Origin of the sequence: Massilia violaceinigra (assembly GCF_002752675.1) — a bacterium.
GTDB lineage: Bacteria > Pseudomonadota > Gammaproteobacteria > Burkholderiales > Burkholderiaceae_D > Telluria_A > Telluria_A violaceinigra.
This window is the reverse complement of record NZ_CP024608.1, coordinates 2436630-2454638: the sequence shown is the minus strand read 5'-3', so window position 1 is coordinate 2454638 and position 18009 is coordinate 2436630. Positions and strand designations below refer to the sequence as shown.

Below are 18009 nucleotides of genomic sequence, written 5' to 3'. Positions count from 1 at the left end.
CTGATCTATTGTAAGCGTCCGGCCCCTCCACCTATGAATTCCTGATCGCCCAAGCCAAACTATCCGCTCATTCTTTCAGGAGGTGATAGTGTCAAATTCGGAACGTGAGAAGGTATGGGAAGAGCGCGTCGCGCAGTGGCAGGCCAGCGGCCTTTCGCAGCGGGCCTACGCAATCGAGCAAGGCTTTCCGGTACGCCAGGTTGGTTACTGGGTACGGCGTTTGACCAAGCGGGAAGCGATGCCTACACTGCTCCCGGTGCGGGTGGCACAGGCGGGTCCGGTGGCGGTTGCGATCAGCTTGCGCAACGAGCACGGTTGGACCTTGAGCTTGCCGACCGATATGCCGGCCAGTTGGCTGGCGGAATTGATGCGTGCGTTGTGATGCAGCTGTCGGCCGATACGATCTGGCTGGCGACGGCGGCGGTGGACATGCGCACGGGCATCGACGGACTCTCCCTGCACGTGCAGCAGGCGTTAGGGCGAGCGCCGTGCGACGGCACGGCCTACGTGTTTGCCAATCGCCGCCGGACGCGCATGAAGCTGGTGTGCTGGGACGGCACCGGCGTCTGGATGTGCTTGCGCCGGCTGCACCGTGGCCAGTTCGTCTGGCCGCAGGCAGACGAGGCAAGTTGGCAGATGAGTGCCGAGCAATGGCAGTGGTTGGTGGCCGGTGTGGACTGGCAGCGCTTGTCGGCCACAGCGCCGGTGCAGTGGCGCCTGTGAGGACGTAAACTGTTTCGCTTGTAACCATTATCCATGCTCGGTAAACTACCGAGCCATGGATCTGCTTAACGAACTTGCCCTCACTAACATCGACCCAGCTATGCTGGCGCAGGTGCGGGCCTTGTTCGAACAGCAGCGGGCGAAGCTGGCCGAGAACGACTTTAAGATCAAGGCGCTGACGTTCGAGCTGGCCTATTACAAACGGGTCCGCTTCGGCAAGGCCAGCGAAGCGCTGGTCGGCGAACAGCGCATGCTATTTGACGAGACAGTCGATATGGACCTCGCCGCCATCGACGAGGAACTCCACAGTCAGGCGCCGACCAAGCAAGCGCGCAAGCGTGCCGGACGTCAGCCGCTGCCGCCGGAACTGCCGCGCATCGAGCACCGCCATGAGCCGGAATCGTGCCAGTGCGGGCAATGCGGCGCAGGCCTGGTCAAGATCGGCGAGGACGTCAGCGAACAGCTGGACGTGGAACCGGCGCGCTTCTTCGTGCATCGCCATATCAGGCCGCAGTACGCCTGCAGGCCTTGCGAAACGGTGACGGCAGCGCCAATCCCATCGGCCGTCATCGACGGCGGCCTGGCTGCAGTCGGTCTGCTGGCGTGGATCGCCGTCTGCAAGTACTTGGACCATCTGCCGCTATACCGGATCGAACAGATCGCCGCGCGCCAGGGCGTGCCGCTGGCACGCTCTACGCTGGGCGAATGGATCGGCCGCATCGGCGTGGCCCTGCAGCCGCTGGCCGACCGGCTGGCCGAACTGCTCAGGGAGCGAAGTTGCCTGCATGCTGACGAAACACCAGTACGCCAGCTTGATCCCGGCAGCGGCAAGACCAAGCACGCCTATCTGTGGGCCTACCGTTCGAACGCGCTCGACGACGGGCCGTCAGTGGTCGTGTTTGACTACCGGACGAGTCGTGCTGGCGCGCATGCGCGCGCCTTCCTGCAGGACTGGCGCGGTCACCTGATGGTCGACGACTACGCCGGCTACAAGGCAATGTTTGCCACGGGTCCGACCGAACTCGCATGCCTGGCCCACATCCGCCGCAAGTTCTTCGACGTGCACGCCGCCAGCGGCAGTCCGGTGGCTGAGGAAGCGTTGCGCCGTATCGCCCAGCTGTACGCCATCGAGCAGCAGACAAAAGGCATGACGTCGTCGCAGCGCCTCGCCTTGCGCGAGCAGCATGCCATCCCGGCCTTGGCCGAGATGCATACCTGGTTACTGACTACGCAGCGCAGCGTCGCCGCCGGCAGCGGCACTGCCAAGGCCATTGAACATGCCCTCAAACGCTGGCCAGCGCTGCAGCGCTACGCCAGTTCGGGCAGCCTGCCCATCGATAACAACCCGGTCGAGAACGCGATACGGCCGATCGCTATCGGCAAGAAGAACTGGCTGTTTGCCGGGTCGGAACGGGCCGGCCGCCGCGCCGCTGCCATCCAAAGCCTGTTCGCGACCGCCAAACTGAATGGACTCGATCCTGCGCGCTGGCTAGCCGACACACTTGAAAAACTTCCAACCTGCCCGAACAGCAGGATCGACTCGCTGCTACCGTTCGCAAACTCTACACAGGCCTAAGCGCTTATGGAAGGTGGGGCCGCTGGCTGCTTACGATCTATTGACGATTCTGGCTGGCGGTGCAAAGTTTTTGATGCCGCGTTTCTGACGAGCCGCATCGGCGATATCTACACAGTTGAGGCGGCCAATTCTTCCGTTTCAAGGGCGTTTTTCTCGCCCTTTCATTGTCAGGACGGAGTTCGGGTTTCCGAGACCGTAAATTGCCGGCCCGCGAGTATCAAATTCGCGAAGCCGAACAGGGTGAACAGTTGGGCAGTGTTTTTCTTCAAGCCGCGGTAGCGCGCTTTCCGATGACGAAAGAGGTTCTTGACGACATGGAACGGATGCTCAACTTTGGCCCGCACGCTTGCCTTCAAGTGCTCCAGCTTTTCCGTCATGCGGCCGAGTTTGTTGGCAGGCAGGGCCTTGCGTTTGGTTCTCTTCATTGCGACGTGCCAAGTCACTTTCGTTTCAAGATTCTCTTCGCGTTTTTCAACGCCCTGGTATCCCGCATCGCCCAATACCGCCACTTCATCGCCGTGCAGCAATGCATGTGCCTCCCGAGTTCGACAGTTAATCGCGTAAGTAGTTGATTTGTAAGGCAGCGCCTAGCAAACGCTCCATTACAAAAGGGTTAATTGCGTTTTTAGCGTCGGTTTCTTGATGGCCAAAGCGGCCAGAATCTCGGTATGCTCCTTGCTGATGTTCGATAGCCCTGCAACGGGCTGGGCGCCGTTTACGGCGACAGTATGGTGCTGAATGCGGCGCAGTTTGGCCAGCGCGCGCTCGGGCGACATGCCCGCTGCGCTGGCGTACAAGCGCGTGCGCATGACGCGGTACAGGATCAGGGCGATGAAACAGATCGTGGCGTGTGCGCGTATGCGATCAGGCAGTCGATGGTAGATCGGCCCGATCTCGATCTCGGACTTGAGAATGCGGAAACCGCGCTCGATATCAGCCAACGACTTGTAGCGTCGCACAACCTCGGCCGGCGCCAGGTCCTTCGTGTTTGTCACGAGCAGCAATTTCCCGTCCATCATGCGCGCGTGCGTGAGCGAGCGCTCGTTGATGGTGTAGGTGAACAGCTCGCTCTTGAGGTCGACCTGAATGATGCGTGTCAGGTGTTCGTCGCACACTTCCCGGTAGAAGCGGGCGCGGGCGCCGCCGTCCGACAGTTTGCGGCCGCGCTTGCGCTTGCCGCCATCCTGGCCGTCGAGGGTGCTGGTCCACTGCGCCGCTTTTTTCTCAAGCTCCTCGATGAGGTTGTCCCGCTTGGCGGACGTTTGCGCGGCCACATCGGGATCGTGGGCGACGATCAGGCGCAGATTGCCCCACGCCACTTCGCCGATCAGCTCATTGTTCACGTCGGCGCAATGCTCGGCATGGAAGGGGGCCAGCAGGTCAACGAAGTCCGCGTAGCGCCGACATGGCACGGCCAGAATGAACTCAAGCGCCCCGCCGCCGGGCAATTGAATTGCCTGTAGTTCTGCCAGATTGTCGGTCGACAGCAAGCCGCGGTCGGCCACCGCGATAACGCGCTTTACGGGAAAGCGCGCAATGATCTTTTCAATCGTCGGCTTGAGCGTCGTCACCTCGGCGGTGTTGCCGTCAACTACTTCGTGATAGAGGGGCAAGCCCTCGGCTGTTTGCACCACCCCGAGCATCACCTGGCGTGCGATCACGCCCTCCTTGGACATGCCGAATTTGCGCACATCGTCGCTCTGCTGCGACAGACCGGCTGCGCGGATCGTCGTCATATCGTAGAACACGACGGCCAGATCTTGATCGACCAGCGGGCGCAGCAGGCCCGCGAGAACCTGATCGACTTCGTCCTTGTGTTCGACCATCGCATCCATCGCCCGCAGCAAGTGCTGATGCTCGATCGTCTCGGCCATCACGCCGGGCAAGGCAATGGTCTCGACCCAGCGCAGTACGCCGACCTTCGAATCCGGATCGCACAGGCGATTCAATACCATCACGCGTATGAGCGCCTCGACATCGATGTTGTGGCGCGTGCGCTTGAAAATCTGGCGCAGGCGGTCGAAGCCGAGCGTATTCCACAGCTCAGTCAGCGCCCATACGTCGCCGTAGTCCCGTGCCGGCTCGAACGCAAGAGAAGGTGTCGGCAAGGCCTCTGGCATGGTCTTGCCGGTGACCCCCCTGTGTCAATATAACTTGAGACACCTACCCGATTAATTTAAAGTACAGCGGTAGGTTCCCAACATGCACAACAGAAAGCAAAAAATCAGCACCCCAGCAACTTCCCATGACAGGAAAGACGTAGCGTCCTCCGAAGTGCAGCGCCCCGATCCGGAGGTAGTCCCGACGGCCAAGCGGCGTGCCTTTTCCGCAGCCGAGAAATTGCGCATTCTGGCCGCCGCCGATGCCTGCGCGGCACCAGGTGACATCGGCGCATTGCTCAGGCGTGAGGGCATCTACTCGTCGCATTTGGCGACATGGCGCAAGCAGCGTCAAGCCGTCGGAGAAGCGGCAGCACTGGAGCGCAAGCGCGGGCCGAAAGCAGATCCCGCCGCCGCGCAAACGCGGCGCGTGCTGGAACTGGAAAAAGAGGTCGAGCGCCTGCGTGCCAAACTGGTCAAGGCGGACCTGATCATCGACGTCCAAAAAAAACTTTCCACTCTGCTGGGACTGAGTACCAGCGACAGACTGAGCGAGCCGAAGTGATCGACGCCGCCAACAACCTGGCTGATCGCGTCGGCGTCGCCGCTGCCTGTCGGGCCTTGCGTTTGCCACGCAGCGCCCTGTATCGGGACCGCGCCGCGCGCCGCGTCTGCACGCTGCCGCTTGCTTGCGTCGCAGCACCCGCGCGGCGGCCACCGCTGGCGCTATCGGAGCTGGAGCGCCGCGTCGTGCTCGACGTGCTCAACAGCCCTCGTTTCGCCAATTGCGCGCCGGCAGCGATCCACGCCCAGTTGCTCGACGAAGGACGCTACGTGGCTTCGGTGCGCACCATGTACCGCTTGCTGCAAGGATGTGCTGCCGTGCGCGAGCGCCGCAACCAGTTGCGTCATCCTGAATACGCCAAACCGGAGCTGCTGGCCGTGGTGCCCAATCAAGTCTGGAGCTGGGATATCACCAAACTGAAGGGCCCGGTCAGAGGAACGTGTTTCCATCTGTATGTCATCCTCGACATCTTCAGCCGCTACGTCGTCGGCTGGATGGTGGCCGAGCAGGAAACCGCCGAACTGGCAGAGCAACTCATTGCCGACACCGCCGCGAAGGAAGACATCATGCCAGGCACGCTGACCTTGCATGCCGACCGGGGCAGCAGCATGCGTTCCAAGCCGGTAGCGACGCTGCTGTCAGACCTGGGCATCGTCAAGTCCCACAGCAGGCCCTACGTCTCCGACGACAATCCGTACTCGGAGGCGCAGTTCAAGACCATGAAGTACCAGCCGGGGTTTCCTGCACGCTTCGGATCGCTGGCCGATGCGCGCGTTCACTGCGCCACGTTCTTTACGTGGTACAACCACCAGCATCGCCATTCCGGCATCGCCATGATGACGCCTGAGAGCGTCCACACGGGCCGCGCGGCCGAAGTGGGCAAACAACGCCAAGCCACTCTGGCGGACGCCTTCCAGCGCACGCCGAATCGTTTCAAGCACCGCATGCCGCAGACGCAAAGACTGCCAACTGCAGCCTGGATCAACCCACCGGCCACTGAGAAAAAGGCCGCCTGAAACCCGAGATTTAGACTCTCACAAGTTCAATATGGTGTTTCAAAATCATTGACACGCTCCGGACGCGCAGCAGCCCAGAAATGACCGATTCGAGATCGGTATTGAGTTGATCGAGGCGGCCGAGCGTGGCAACTGTACGTTGCTTCGGGCGCCCTTCAGCGTCGCGATATGCCTCGACGAGTTGGACGTAGCGCCTGGGGCCGGATGTCGTAACCTTGATAAACATGCCGCTACTCTAAAACCATAGCGTAAGGATGTCAACCGGCATAAAATTTAATAAAACGTGCCATTACAAGAATTTTTCGACTGATCGGCCGAAACCCGCATGGATGCTGGCTCCCGCGATCAAAAAATGGGGAAAACCTGATCAAAGTGTCGAACTCGGGGTGCCTGCGTCACATCAGCCACATTGGCGGCAGTGGCCACCACCGTGTGTACCAGTCCCGACTTCGCGTCAACACCAATATGCGCTTTGAGCCCGAAGTGCCAGTCGTTTCCCTTCTTCGTCTGGTGCATTTCGGGATCGCGTTTCTTGTCCTTGTTCTTGGTTGATGGCGGCGCCGCTATCAGCGTGGCGTCCACAATCGTGCCTTCGCGCATCATCAAACCCTGGGCCGCCAAATGCCCGTTGATCGTTTCGAAGATCTTGCGTGTGAGCTCGTTCTTCTCCAGCAAGCGGCGAAATTTCAACAGCGTCGTGGCGTCCGGCGCCTGCTCGCGACTGAGGTCGATACCGACGAAGCCACGAATCGCCTGGCTGTCATAGACCGCGTCCTCGATCCCCTCATCGGACAAACCGAAGCACTGCTGGACCACGTACATCCGCAACATGCGCGCCAAGCCGATCGGCGGGCGGCCAGCACCTTCAACCTTGGGATAGAACGGTTCGATCAGCGCATGCAACTGCGACCATGGCGTCACACTGTCTATCTTTGCCAGGAACACGTCACGACGTGTCAGCTTCTTCTTGGCGGCGTATTCGAGATCGGAAAAACTCTTCTGCATGATCGATTGAGCGGTCGTGGAGGCGCTGTTATTGTCTCAGGTATCGCCCGAGCCCGGCATGGTGTTGGATGAATAAATCAGTGCTTCCCTAAGAGACAGAGGTCAGGCGTATGACATGTCGGAAATGAGCAAAGAACATGCCCCATAGTGAGAAATCACCATGGGGCACAGATACTAATTAATCCGTATAGCCTTAATTATTTGCATTCTTTTGGTACGAATTTCGGGTCGGCGCTCGAGGTGCATGCCCATGCGCCGGTAGCAACGCGTGCCCACTTGATGGTTTTGCCCAGAACGTCGGAATTGCCGATCATCGTGCACTCGATGCTACCAGCGCCGGTCACAGCAACGGCGGCGGCGATTGCGGAGCAACGCTTGGTGACAGCGGCGATGCCGATGTCGGTAGGAGCAGCAACAGCAGTGCCTTCAGCCAGTTTGGTTTCTACTTGGACTTTACCTGGGGTGATTTCAGCCAGCGAAGCAGCGACCTGCGACTTAGCGACATAGTCCTGGTACGCTGGCAGTGCGACAGCAGCCAAGATACCGATAATTGCAACAACGATCATCAGTTCGATCAGGGTAAAACCAGCTTGCGCTTTTTTCATCATTTTCATCGATTTCATTTTTACTACTCCTCGTTGTGAATGTATTCGGAACTCAGGGACCACATATAAGCTTAAGCATATGTCGTGCCAGCCCGTTTCGCCCCGCATCGGCCCTTCCAGGCAGCCGCAGGACAAGTAAGTGACGCTTTGATGCGCTACTGCGGCGAAAATTGTCATTCGCGTGGTCGTTTTTTGTCAGTTGCGGAAAGCCGCCGGCGACTCGCAGCGTGGGGGCAACACGACAGCCGATCGGACAGGAAGGGTAACGACACGTCGCGTTACCGGGCAAAGGAAATGGAATCCGGCTGTAGTGAGAGCGACTACGGACATGTCCTCTGAAGCCGCGCTACCAGATTAGTTGCATTCTTTTGGCTCGAATTTGAAGTCCGCGCTCGACGAACATGTCAAAGTGCCGTTAGCAGCACGCGACCACTTGATGACTTTGACCGGTACGTCGGTATTGCCGATGATGGTGCAAGCGATGGAACCAGCGCCACTCACGCCAGTGATGGCGGAGATGGCCGAACAACGTTTGGTGCTAGTGTCCTGAGTTAGAAATTCGCAGACAAAATCGCTCGATGCTTGCCAAGATAGCGTCTACTGATTTTGTCCAGATAAATGGCTTCGGTTCGGCGTTGTTTATCTTGAGGTAGGCGCGAATTGCATCCTCCAATTGGCGAGTTGAGCGATGGGTTCCACGACGAATCTGTTTGTCTGTAAGGGTAGCGAACCAGCGCTCAACCTGATTTAGCCAAGAGGCGGAGGTTGGAGTGAAATGGACGTGAAAGCGCGGGTGGCGTGCAAACCAGTTCCGGATAGTTGGGGTCTTGTGCGTGCCGTAGTTATCCATCACGAGGTGTATGTCCAGATCGGTTGGAACCGAGGCCTCGATTGTACGCAGGAATTTTAGAAACTCACTGCTGCGATGCCGACGGTGCAACTGACCGATAACTTTGCCGGTAGCGATGTCCAGCGCGGCGAATAGCGTGGTCGTGCCATGCCGTTCGTAATCGTGGGTCCGTCGCTCTGCTACGCCAGGGGCGAGTGGAAGAATTGGCTGAGTTCTGTCGAGTGCCTGAATCTGGCTTTTCTCATCAACGCACAGCACCATGGCCTTGACCGGCGGATCGATGTAGAGACCTACGATATCACGCGTTTTCTCGATGAACAGCGGGTGGGTCGATAGCTTGAAAGTTTCTTGACGATGTGGCTGTAAGCCGAATGCGCGCCAGATCCGGCTTACTGCCGTCTGTGACAGCTTCGCCTCTTTTGCCATGGTGCGCGTGCTCCAGTGCGTAGCACTCATCGGTTGGGTTTCCAACGTCTTGGCAATCACAGCATCGACACGGGCATCATCGATTGTGCGCGGGGCACCGGATCGAGGCGCATCAAGCAATCCATCGAGCCTCAACTGCAAAAAACGTCCGCGCCATTTGCATACGGTCTGCTTCGCGATGGCGAGTTGTGCTGCCACAGCCTTGTTTTCGGAACCGTCGGAACATGCCAGAATGATCCGGGAGCGCAGAGCCAATGCCTGCGCTGTCTTGCGCCGCCTGGCCCAAACCTCCAACTGCTCACGTTCGGACTCATCTAAAACCAACGCTGCCTTCGGACGACCAGCCCCCATGTTCGCCTCCATATCGTATTCACTACATACAATATAGGTAACTATTCAGCCTGAATGACCAAAGCAATCCGCGTCATTCGCATCGGTGAAAGCGATGTCGCCTTGTTCGGCCGCCGCTATGCATTCCCATAGCCCGTCTTGATGCAGCGCGATCGAATCGGCATTTCGCAAGTAGAACTCATCGGGACCCAGGCCGTCGATCAGGACCGGACGACGCACCCGTTTTTGTTTTCCGTTGATGAAGATTGTCATGAACTGCGCCTTCTCCCTTTTCTGGGCGGAGGTCAGTTTGCGCTTCGGTTTGACCATGGTATTGAATGCGATTGTTAACTGTTCGGCCGCTACGCAGCTGGCATGATCGGATCGCCAGCAAATGCCCGACGCAGCACTTCCAACATGCTGTGTCCCTGCTTGCGTAGCGTGTCGAGGCAGGAGCGGATGGTGCAGAAGTTGGCGGCGCCGGTAACGGTGCGGAAGCAGCCCGATATTTTCTGTTTGACCTTGGGCATGCGCACGGCCCGTTCAGCAATATTGTTGGAGAACGGGACGGTGGGGTCGGCGATGAAGCGCAAGATGGCGTCGGCGTGCAGTCGGAAGCGGCGCAGCAAATTGTGGGCGTCGGACTGTTTGCAGCGACCACGTTTTCCGTCGGGCTTGAGTTTGAGAGGGTTCAATTGTTCGCCTGCGCGCACGATATCGTTGTAGACGGTGGTGAAGGCGGCGATGGCATCGGCGTCAAATGGCCGGCCTTGCTGGCGCGCCGCCGCGCTCAGTCTATGAGCGTTGAGCAGCAGTTCCGTCATGGCGGCCGGCCAGTCCTGGCCGGTCACCTCTTGCGCATAAACCAGTTCTCGAAGGAGATGAGCATTGCACAAGGCGTGCAGGCCATCGTCGAGTTTCCAGTAGGGAGCCCAGCAGTCGTGCACCAGGACGCCGAGGCGTTTGGGCAGAATGCCATGCGCGACGATAGCCTCCAGGCCGCGCTTTGCGTGCATGCCGTACCAGGTGAGATCCGCAGTGGCCGCCACATGCATCCAGTGCAGCTTGCCGTCCACACGCAGGCCGGATTCGTCGGCGCACAGCACTGGCGCGTGGTGCAACTGCCGTGCGATCAGGTCGGCTGTGCCTTGCAAAGCCACGCTGGCATCGCCAACCCATGCGTGCAGCGTTGCCAGCGACACCGATAAGCCCGTCATCTCGCAAATCAACTCGGCGGCGCGGGCATATGGCAGCATCTGTCCTTGGGTCAGATGCACGCCCAGTGCGCGCACATTCGGACCGTATTGCGCCACTTCGCTGACTGCGGCGGGAAAAGCGCTGTCGTGCCGCTGGCCGCAGGCGCATACGACCGTGTAGACGCGGTGTTCGATCACCTCGAAGCTCATCGCCGGCACATCGAATACCTGACGGCTGTCCAGCATTTTTGCCTGCTCCAGGGGCAACGCACTGTGGCAGCGGTCGCAGTGCGACGGCGGATGATCCTCCGTTCCGGTGGGCTCGGCCACCCTCTTGAGCGTGCTGCCTTTATGGCCAGGTTGGCCTCCAACCGCCTTGCCAGACTTGCCGCGCAACGAGCTAGTCTTCGGCTTTCTCGCTAGGCCATCCGACGATGGCGGTTTGCTCGAATTCTCGCTGGTCATGCCCAGTTTCGCTTCGACCGCGTCCAGGCGCGCAAACAAGGCGTCGATGAGCCGGTCCTTATCGGTATCGGACAGGTGCGTGAGGTCGGGACGAGGCGGTTTCGGTGGCATGACAACATGATGCGGCAATTGCACATAGTTTACAACCGCTGATTGCTTTGGTCATTCAGGCTGAACAGTTACCAATATAGATCATAGAAGAAATTATTCAATGAACTTTTAACTCGGGACACTAGGGCTCAGGCCCATCTCAATAGGAGCACTGACCACAGTGCTTTCCGCCACGTTGGTTTCTACGTGGACTTTACCTGGAGTAATTTCAGCCAAGGCAGCCACAACTTGAGCAGCCTCATGGCTAGTCCAGGCGACGGCAGAGCCCGTCGGCGGCACAGCTGCGGCACGATAGGATAAAAAAAGCCCCTGGATCCCAGGGGCTTTTCTAGTCAAAAATCACTTCAGCTACAATTTTTTGGCTTCAGGTTAGCCGGGATGGTGGAGGTGCACGTCCAGCTGGCGGGCACGCCCGGCGCGCCGGCGGTGCGGTCCCATGCGATAACCAAGCCATCGACGCTCGCGTTCCCTTTCAAGGTACATTGGAGCTTTGCCACACCGGAGGCGTCCACCTGCACGGTGATCTCACAGCGTTTCGTACTGTCCTTCAGGCCGAGTTCTTCAGGGAGCGAAATAGCGGCGTCGAGCCCTTCCGAGATTTTGGTTTCAACAACGACCTTGCCTGCGGCGATTTCCGCCAGGCCAGCTGTTGCTTGCGAACGTGACACGTAGGTCTGGTAAGCAGGCAGGGCCACGCTAGCCAAAATGCCGATAATCGCAACGACAATCATGAGTTCAATCAGCGTAAAACCTTGCTGTTTGGCCCGCGATTTCAGAATAGTGTTCATTGTATTCCTCCGAGCAGTGAAAATTGCCACTGATTAACTATTTAAGAGGTATAGCAATTGCCGTGCCATCGCATTTTCATGGTTTCTGGGCTATGACGCGCCTCGCTCGCCAGTCCAAGCGCCACTTTTCGCTGCCGCTTTGCAAAATTTCGTCACAAGGGCGACAAATTTTGCCACATCACAACTTAAACACGCCGCGTGCCGATCAGGGGCCTACTCCCGGGCCAGGCAAAACACCATATCGGCACCGCCCAATTGAATGGCATCGCCATGTGCCAGACGGCGCGGTGTTTTCCCGGGAGCGACACCGTTCACCAGGGGGGCCAGGTCACCGTCGACATGGGCCAGATAATAGGCGCCATGCTGGCGCGTGATCGCAACGACTTGCACGCCGGGTTTGCCCAAGGTCGACAGCGGTTTGGTCAGGAGCAGGCGCTTGCCGGCATTGGGGCCGGTCTTGACTTCGATCGCGCCCACCATCGGGGCCGCATTAGCATCCGGTTCCGGTTCGACACGCCGCGGGCCGCCGATGAATTCGAGCTGGAAGCGCGCCACAACGATGGTGTCGTGATCCTCCAGCATGTGCTTGGCCACGCGCCTGCCGTTCACATAAGTGCCATTGGTGCTGCCCAGGTCTTCCAGGAATACATCGTCCAGGATGAACGTGAACGCCGCATGGGCGCCGCTCATCGCCGGGTGCGGGAGCACGATATCGCTGTCGGGCCTGCGCCCGAGCGTCATCCGGTCCTTGTCGAGTTCGACCTCTCGTATCACCGCGTGATCGCGCGATATGATAATTTTCGCCACTCTTGCCCTCCGTGGGGGTGACCCGCCAACGAGAACGGGGAGCCTGCGCTCCCCGTCATTATTCACTACCTTTGGCCTTGCTTACAAATTACAGCATGGCTTTCAGCAAACGCGCCATTTCCGACGGGTTTTTGGTGGCCTTGATGCCGCAGGCTTCCATGATGTCCAGCTTGGCTTGCGCCGTGTCGGCGCCACCGGAAATCAGGGCGCCGGCATGGCCCATGCGCTTGCCCGGAGGCGCGGTCACGCCGGCGATGAAGCACACCACCGGCTTTTTCATGTTGTCCTTGATCCAGTAAGCCGCATTGGCTTCGTCCGGACCGCCGATTTCGCCGATCATGATGACCGCGTCGGTATCAGGATCGTCGTTGAACATCTTCATGACGTCGATGTGCTTCAAACCGTTGATCGGGTCGCCGCCAATGCCCACTGCCGACGATTGGCCAAGGCCCAGTGCGGTCAGCTGGCCGACTGCTTCGTACGTCAACGTGCCCGAACGCGAGACCACGCCAATGCGGCCCTTGCGGTGGATGTGACCTGGCATGATGCCGATCTTGATTTCGTCAGGGGTGATCAAGCCTGGGCAGTTCGGGCCCAGCAGCAGGGTCTTGGAGCCGGCCTTGGCCATGCGGTCCTTGAGCGCCATCATGTCACGCACGGGAATGCCTTCGGTGATGCAGATTGCCAGGTCGAGTTCGGCTTCGACGGCTTCCCAGATCGCGGCGGCAGCGCCTGCTGGCGGCACGTAGATGACCGACACGTTGGCGCCGGTTTCTTTTTTCGCTTCCGCCACGTTAGCGAAAATAGGAATGCCTTCGAAATCTTCGCCGGCCTTCTTCGGGTTCACGCCGGCAACGAAGCATTCCTTGCCATTCGCGTAATCGCGGCACATGCGGGTGTGGAATTGACCGGTCTTGCCGGTAATCCCCTGGGTGACTACTTTTGTATCTTTATTGATCAGAATCGACATGTTTGTTCCTTCGAATTAGGCCGGATTAGGCTTTATGAGCAGCAGCAGCCGCTACCACGGCCTTGGCTGCGTCTTCCATCGTATCGGCGGCGATGATCGGCAGGCCGGAGTCGGCCAGCATCTTCTTGCCGATGTCTTCGTTGGTGCCCTTCATGCGCACAACCAGCGGCACGGTCAGGGAAACGGCCTTCGATGCGGTGATCACGCCTTCGGCGATCACGTCGCAACGCATGATGCCGCCGAAAATGTTGACCAGGATGGCTTTCAGGCCTGGATTCTTCAACATGATCTTGAACGCTTCGGTCACTTTTTCCGCCGTTGCGCCGCCGCCCACGTCGAGGAAGTTGGCAGGCTCGCCACCGAACAGCTTGATGGTGTCCATGGTGGCCATGGCCAGGCCGGCGCCATTCACCAGGCAGCCGATGTTGCCGTCGAGCGAGATGTAAGCCAGGTCGAACTTCGATGCTTCGACTTCGGCCGCGTCTTCTTCGTCCAGGTCGCGGTAAGCGACGATGTTCGGCTGGCGATACAGAGCGTTCGAATCGAAGTTGAATTTGGCGTCGAGGGCGATGACCTTGCCGGAACCGGTCAGGATCAGCGGGTTGATTTCAGCCAGCGATGCGTCGGTTTCCCAGTAGGCTTTGTACAGGCCCTGCAGCTGAACGCGCGCGTCGGCGATCGATTCAGGCGGCACGCCGATCTTGGCCGAAATGTCGTCCGCTTCGGCGTCGGTCAGGCCGACCGATGGGTCGATCGCGATATGGTGGATTTTTTCCGGGTTCGAGTGGGCAACTTCTTCGATGTCCATGCCGCCTTCGGAGGATGCCATCAGCACCACGCGCTGGCTGACACGGTCGGTGACCAGCGACACGTACAGTTCTTTCTTGATGTCCGCGCCTTCTTCGATCAGCAGGCGGCGCACTTTCTGGCCTTCCGGGCTGGTCTGGTGCGTGATCAGCTGCATGCCCAGGATCTGCTCTGCGTATTCCTTGACTTGTTCCATCGACTTGGCGACTTTCACGCCGCCACCCTTGCCGCGACCGCCAGCATGGATCTGTGCCTTGACTACCCAGACCGGACCGCCGAGCGTCTCGGCTGCTTTTACAGCCTCTTCCACGGACAAGCACGGAATGCCGCGCGGTACCGTCACTCCATACTGCCGGAGGATTTCTTTGCCTTGATACTCATGGATTTTCATGCTGGCTTCCCTTCTTCTGATACTGATTTGTAGAAAATACGGTTTGAAATGCGAGAAAAAAACGGGAAAGCGAGGCTAACCCGGTACAGCTTTCGCCACCCAGCGCGGATAGTACACCGCGACGGCAGGACCCTCGGCACGCAGGGCATGGCATTTATCGATCTGGAACGGCTTATCCGGCAAGGGGTCGTGGCCGGCCCCGTCGCGGGTCTGGATCACGTCGTTGGCGTAGGCCTGGATCGCCGCGGTCGGCAGGATCTGGGCCAGTTCGCTCAGGTGCGTGCAGCCCAGCACGCCGGACAGCCGCTCTTTGACGCCAAGGCGAAAGCCCTTCATCAAGGACAGGCCGATCAATTTTTTGTAAGCCGGCGCTATGGTATCGCAATAGCCAGGGTACGGAACCGCATCGGACGCGGCTTCGGCATCGACAATGGTCAGTTCGCGGTTGATGGTGATGCGCAAGTGCAGATTGTGCAGGTAGGTGCCGCCAGTGCGTACGCCGGACGCCAGGGTCACGTCGCGTACCTTGACGTCAGTGATGCGGGCGTCGAGATCCCACAGGCCATCGTCGCGCGCGAACGCTTCGACTTCGATGGCGCGCGTATGCCGTAGTGCGCGAGGGACTGGAGAAGACAGGGGCATGAAGACAAGACCAATGCCGTAATTGCGGCGTAAATAGTTGCAGCCGGTGTGCACTTCGTGCACGTTGCCGCAGCTTCTACGGCAACAACCGCTCATGCGGCGCTGCTTAAACCCCAAAAGTTTAGCACATGCGGGAGGCCAGTTGCGCTGCAACATGGTTTTTAGGGGAAAGATGCGCGAAATTTCATCGGTTGGCGCGATTTTGGTATCGGCCGGAAGGGACATCAGCACGTGTCCGTTTGTCAGACCTGACGCCGTTGCTGTGGTCTAATTTGCCCGGACACCTCAATAGGTGGAAAATCCACCATCTGAGGAGTAATACATGGCAACAAGAAAACGGAAGACATTCGATCCCAGCCTGAAGCTGGAAGTGGTTCGAATGATCAAAGAGCAGGGACAGAGCATTCAGAACGTCAGCGAGAGCATGAGCATCGGCCAGACCGCGATTCGCCGCTGGCTGACCCAGTACGGTGCTGAGCAGAGCGGCCAGCCGGGCATCGGCAAGCCACTCACTGCCGAGCAGCAGAGGATCCGGCAATTGGAGGCGGAAAATCTGCAGCTGAGACAGGATGTGACTATCTTAAAAAAGGCCTCGGCCTTCTTTGCCCGCGAAATGAAATGATGCATCAGCTCATTGTTCAACTGCAAAAGGAGGCCATTCCGGTTCAGAGCAGCTGCCGCATCCTCGACGTCAGCCGGTCCGGTTTTTACGCGTCGCAGCGCCGCTCCATCAAGCCAGTCGTCTGCAAGGAAACCGTGCACCTGAAGGCTTTGTTCATGGCAAGCCATCAGAGCTACGGCAGCCGTCGGTTGGTCACGGCCATGGCTGGCGAAGGCTTCCAAATCGGGCGTTACAAGGTGCGCAGTTTGATGCGTAAGGCGGCCTTGAAGCCCGTCTGGAAGCGAAAATTCGTTCACACGACAGACAGCAAGCACGACCTGCCTATTGCCGCCAATGTGCTCAATCGGCAGTTCAATCCAACGGCCCCAAATCTGGCATACGTCAGCGATATCACGTACATTCGCACCGCCGCAGGATGGTTGTACCTGGCCACAGTCCTGGACTTGTACGCGCGCAAGGTGGTCGGCTGGGCCATGGCACCGAGCATGCCTGCTAAGCTGGTCTGCGACGCATTGAACATGGCCATTCAACAGCGGCAACCGGCACCGGGACTCGTCGTCCATTCGGACCGAGGCAGCCAGTACGCGAGCGAGCTTTACCAGGATCTGCTGGCAGAACACGGCTTCGTTTGCAGCATGAGTCGTAAGGGAAATTGTTGGGACAACGCCGTTGCAGAGCGCTTCTTCTTGAACCTCAAGATGGAGCGTGTCTGGCAGCGCCAATATGCCAATCATGCCGAGGCCAAGGCCGACATCACCGACTACATCGTCGGCTTTTACAACTGCAAACGCATCAATTCAGCATTGGGCAATCTGTCGCCCGCCGTCTACGAACGGAAAATGGCAGTACGCGAACCTATCGTTGTGTCCGAAATAACTTGACCACAGCACAATTCCCCGTTTGACATCTTTCGCCAACCCATTCGATGCATGAAAATACCAAGTTCCTAAAGCATATGCCGCATGCGGGTCACCTAATAACACACCTTGCTGCAACAATTTTGTTGCCCTCAAAACGTCCGGATCCGATGTGCTTATGATCCGAAGCGCCTCCTGATACTCAGCACTTTGTTCGTTGATCGAATTCTTACTCACTCTTGATCTTCCTTTTCCTTTTCACGTCGGGTACGCTCTTCGCAATTTTCAGGCAGTTCGCTACAAGCCATGGGAGCGCTCTTCCACCGGCTCCCTAAGGTGCCGGCAGCTCAGTGTGTAAGGCACAAACCAGCGGATGCAAACCAGGAGCACATCGATCAGAAAGCGCATCCTTTTGAAGGGGACATGTTGATTCGCAAAGTGTTCGGCTTTGCAGTTTATCTGATGGATCTGCCGACAGGTAGGCTAATGCAACAAACCCGGAAATTGAAAAGGGCGGAAAAGCGTAGCGCCTTCCACCGTTGAGGAGTATGCCGGTGTAACACCTCCGGCATACGGCGAAAGGCGCTCCGCTTTTCCGCCCCAGGGCAGCGGCGCCAGCGTTGCGGCGCACTTGCTCACGCTCAGGCGCCGGGGAGGCGGCAAGCGGAACAGCAAATCAGAGAAAATACCTAGTCATCATCGGGATCGCGCCCCTGCATCGCCGCCCTGACCGCGCGCTGGGAAAACCCTCGCTGCATCAGAAACCGCATCTGCTTGTTGCGCTCGGCGGGATCGCTCGCCACCGTACCGAATTTGCGCTGCCACACTTCGCAGGCGCGCGCCGTCTCGCTGTCGGCCAGTCCGGCCTTCAATTCCTGCAAGGCCTCGCCCTTGACCCCGTGACTTTGCAGCTCGGCCATGATGCGGCTGTTGCCGAAGCGCGCGGAGCGGCGGTGAATCAGGGATTCGGAAAAACGTTCCTGCGACAGCCAATTGTTTTTTTCGAGGAAGTCGAGCAGGGCGTCGACGTCGTCGCCCTCCTCCGCATGGCGCGCCAGCTTGCGCCCCAGTTCAAGCCGGCTGTGCTCGCGCATCGAGAGATAGCGCAGGGCACGGCCTTTCAGGCTCAGTTGGGGTGCTGCCATCGTTGCCGCCGCC

16 protein-coding genes and 4 pseudogenes are annotated in these 18009 nt (G+C 58.9%); 5 read left to right on the top strand and 15 right to left on the bottom strand.

Translation table 11 applies throughout. The features are described 5' to 3' along the window. Positions 1–88: 88 nt before the first annotated feature. The 3 genes from tnpA to tnpC (CR152_RS11115) are packed head-to-tail and all read left to right on the top strand — an operon-like array spanning position 89 to position 2299. Entirely contained in the window at positions 89–382 is a 294-nt protein-coding gene (gene tnpA, locus CR152_RS11125; RefSeq protein ID WP_099874336.1) for an IS66 family insertion sequence element accessory protein TnpA, read from the top strand. Next, positions 352–723: an IS66 family insertion sequence element accessory protein TnpB gene (gene tnpB, locus CR152_RS11120; protein ID WP_208640063.1), complete on the top strand. Its 372-nt coding sequence runs from the start codon at positions 352–354 to the stop codon at positions 721–723. Before tnpA ends, tnpB begins: the two co-directional genes overlap by 31 nt. Before the next feature lie 55 nt (positions 724–778). After that, complete coding sequence (gene tnpC, locus CR152_RS11115) at positions 779–2299, top strand: IS66 family transposase (RefSeq protein WP_099874335.1); 1521 nt, start codon at positions 779–781, stop codon at positions 2297–2299. Between the two features lie 167 nt (positions 2300–2466). On the opposite strand, the pseudogene CR152_RS11110 reads toward tnpC (CR152_RS11115), so the two are convergent. Both CR152_RS11110 and CR152_RS11105 read right to left on the bottom strand, forming a co-directional pair. Continuing rightward, positions 2467–2838: pseudogene (locus CR152_RS11110) on the bottom strand (transposase); the annotation flags it as partial. 63 nt (positions 2839–2901) lie between these two features. Then, a pseudogene (locus CR152_RS11105) lies at positions 2902–4434 on the bottom strand (IS1634 family transposase); the annotation flags it as partial. Between the two features lie 139 nt (positions 4435–4573). Between CR152_RS11105 and CR152_RS11100 the strand changes: the two are divergent. Beyond that, positions 4574–5979 (top strand): IS3 family transposase gene (locus CR152_RS11100; protein ID WP_370663850.1). Its coding sequence is split into 2 segments (ribosomal slippage): positions 4574–4945 and positions 4948–5979, totalling 1404 coding nucleotides; the frame shifts between segments, so codons are not numbered across the junction. A gap of 61 nt (positions 5980–6040) precedes the next feature. Here CR152_RS11100 and CR152_RS11095 read toward each other — a convergent pair. The 12 genes and pseudogenes from CR152_RS11095 to CR152_RS11040 form a co-directional block, all read right to left on the bottom strand. After that, positions 6041–6205: pseudogene (locus CR152_RS11095) on the bottom strand (IS1634 family transposase N-terminal domain-related protein); the annotation flags it as partial. Between the two features lie 146 nt (positions 6206–6351). Next, positions 6352–6984: pseudogene (locus CR152_RS11090) on the bottom strand (IS5 family transposase); the annotation flags it as partial. Positions 6985–7181: 197 nt separating this feature from the next. Further along, entirely contained in the window at positions 7182–7607 is a 426-nt protein-coding gene (locus CR152_RS11085; protein ID WP_307718567.1) for a pilin, read from the bottom strand. A gap of 336 nt (positions 7608–7943) precedes the next feature. Continuing rightward, positions 7944–8090 (bottom strand): pilin, encoded by a 147-nt coding sequence (locus CR152_RS34995; protein WP_370663813.1) that lies wholly within the window; start codon positions 8088–8090, stop codon positions 7944–7946. 37 nt (positions 8091–8127) lie between these two features. Beyond that, complete coding sequence (locus CR152_RS11075) at positions 8128–9216, bottom strand: IS630 family transposase (RefSeq protein WP_099882196.1); 1089 nt, start codon at positions 9214–9216, stop codon at positions 8128–8130. A 45-nt stretch (positions 9217–9261) separates the two neighbouring features. Continuing rightward, on the bottom strand, positions 9262–9468 hold the full coding sequence (locus CR152_RS11070) for a hypothetical protein (protein WP_208640110.1): 207 nt from the start codon (positions 9466–9468) through the stop codon (positions 9262–9264). Between the two features lie 89 nt (positions 9469–9557). After that, the gene (gene tnpC, locus CR152_RS11065; protein ID WP_099874967.1) at positions 9558–10967 is read right to left on the bottom strand and encodes an IS66 family transposase; all 1410 of its coding nucleotides are present in this window, start codon (positions 10965–10967) and stop codon (positions 9558–9560) included. 344 nt (positions 10968–11311) lie between these two features. Then, positions 11312–11755, bottom strand: coding sequence for a pilin (locus CR152_RS34110; RefSeq protein ID WP_099874966.1), 444 nt, complete (start codon positions 11753–11755; stop codon positions 11312–11314). A 213-nt stretch (positions 11756–11968) separates the two neighbouring features. Then, positions 11969–12562: an FHA domain-containing protein gene (locus CR152_RS11055; RefSeq protein ID WP_099874965.1), complete on the bottom strand. Its 594-nt coding sequence runs from the start codon at positions 12560–12562 to the stop codon at positions 11969–11971. Between the two features lie 88 nt (positions 12563–12650). Further along, a complete protein-coding gene (gene sucD, locus CR152_RS11050; RefSeq protein WP_099874964.1) occupies positions 12651–13532 on the bottom strand; it encodes a succinate--CoA ligase subunit alpha in 882 nt (293 codons plus the stop codon). A 25-nt stretch (positions 13533–13557) separates the two neighbouring features. Beyond that, positions 13558–14730: an ADP-forming succinate--CoA ligase subunit beta gene (sucC, locus tag CR152_RS11045; protein WP_099874963.1), complete on the bottom strand. Its 1173-nt coding sequence runs from the start codon at positions 14728–14730 to the stop codon at positions 13558–13560. Positions 14731–14805: 75 nt separating this feature from the next. Then, a complete protein-coding gene (locus CR152_RS11040) occupies positions 14806–15372 on the bottom strand; it encodes a DUF2889 domain-containing protein (RefSeq protein WP_099882194.1) in 567 nt (188 codons plus the stop codon). A 322-nt stretch (positions 15373–15694) separates the two neighbouring features. On the opposite strand from CR152_RS11040, the gene CR152_RS11035 reads away from it, so the two are divergent. Beyond that, positions 15695–16875 (top strand): IS3 family transposase gene (locus CR152_RS11035; RefSeq protein ID WP_208640109.1). Its coding sequence is split into 2 segments (ribosomal slippage): positions 15695–15944 and positions 15944–16875, totalling 1182 coding nucleotides; the frame shifts between segments, so codons are not numbered across the junction. Positions 16876–17540: 665 nt separating this feature from the next. On the opposite strand, the gene recX is transcribed toward CR152_RS11035, so the two are convergent. Further along, entirely contained in the window at positions 17541–17996 is a 456-nt protein-coding gene (gene recX, locus CR152_RS11025; RefSeq protein WP_099874960.1) for a recombination regulator RecX, read from the bottom strand. Positions 17997–18009: the final 13 nt, after the last annotated feature.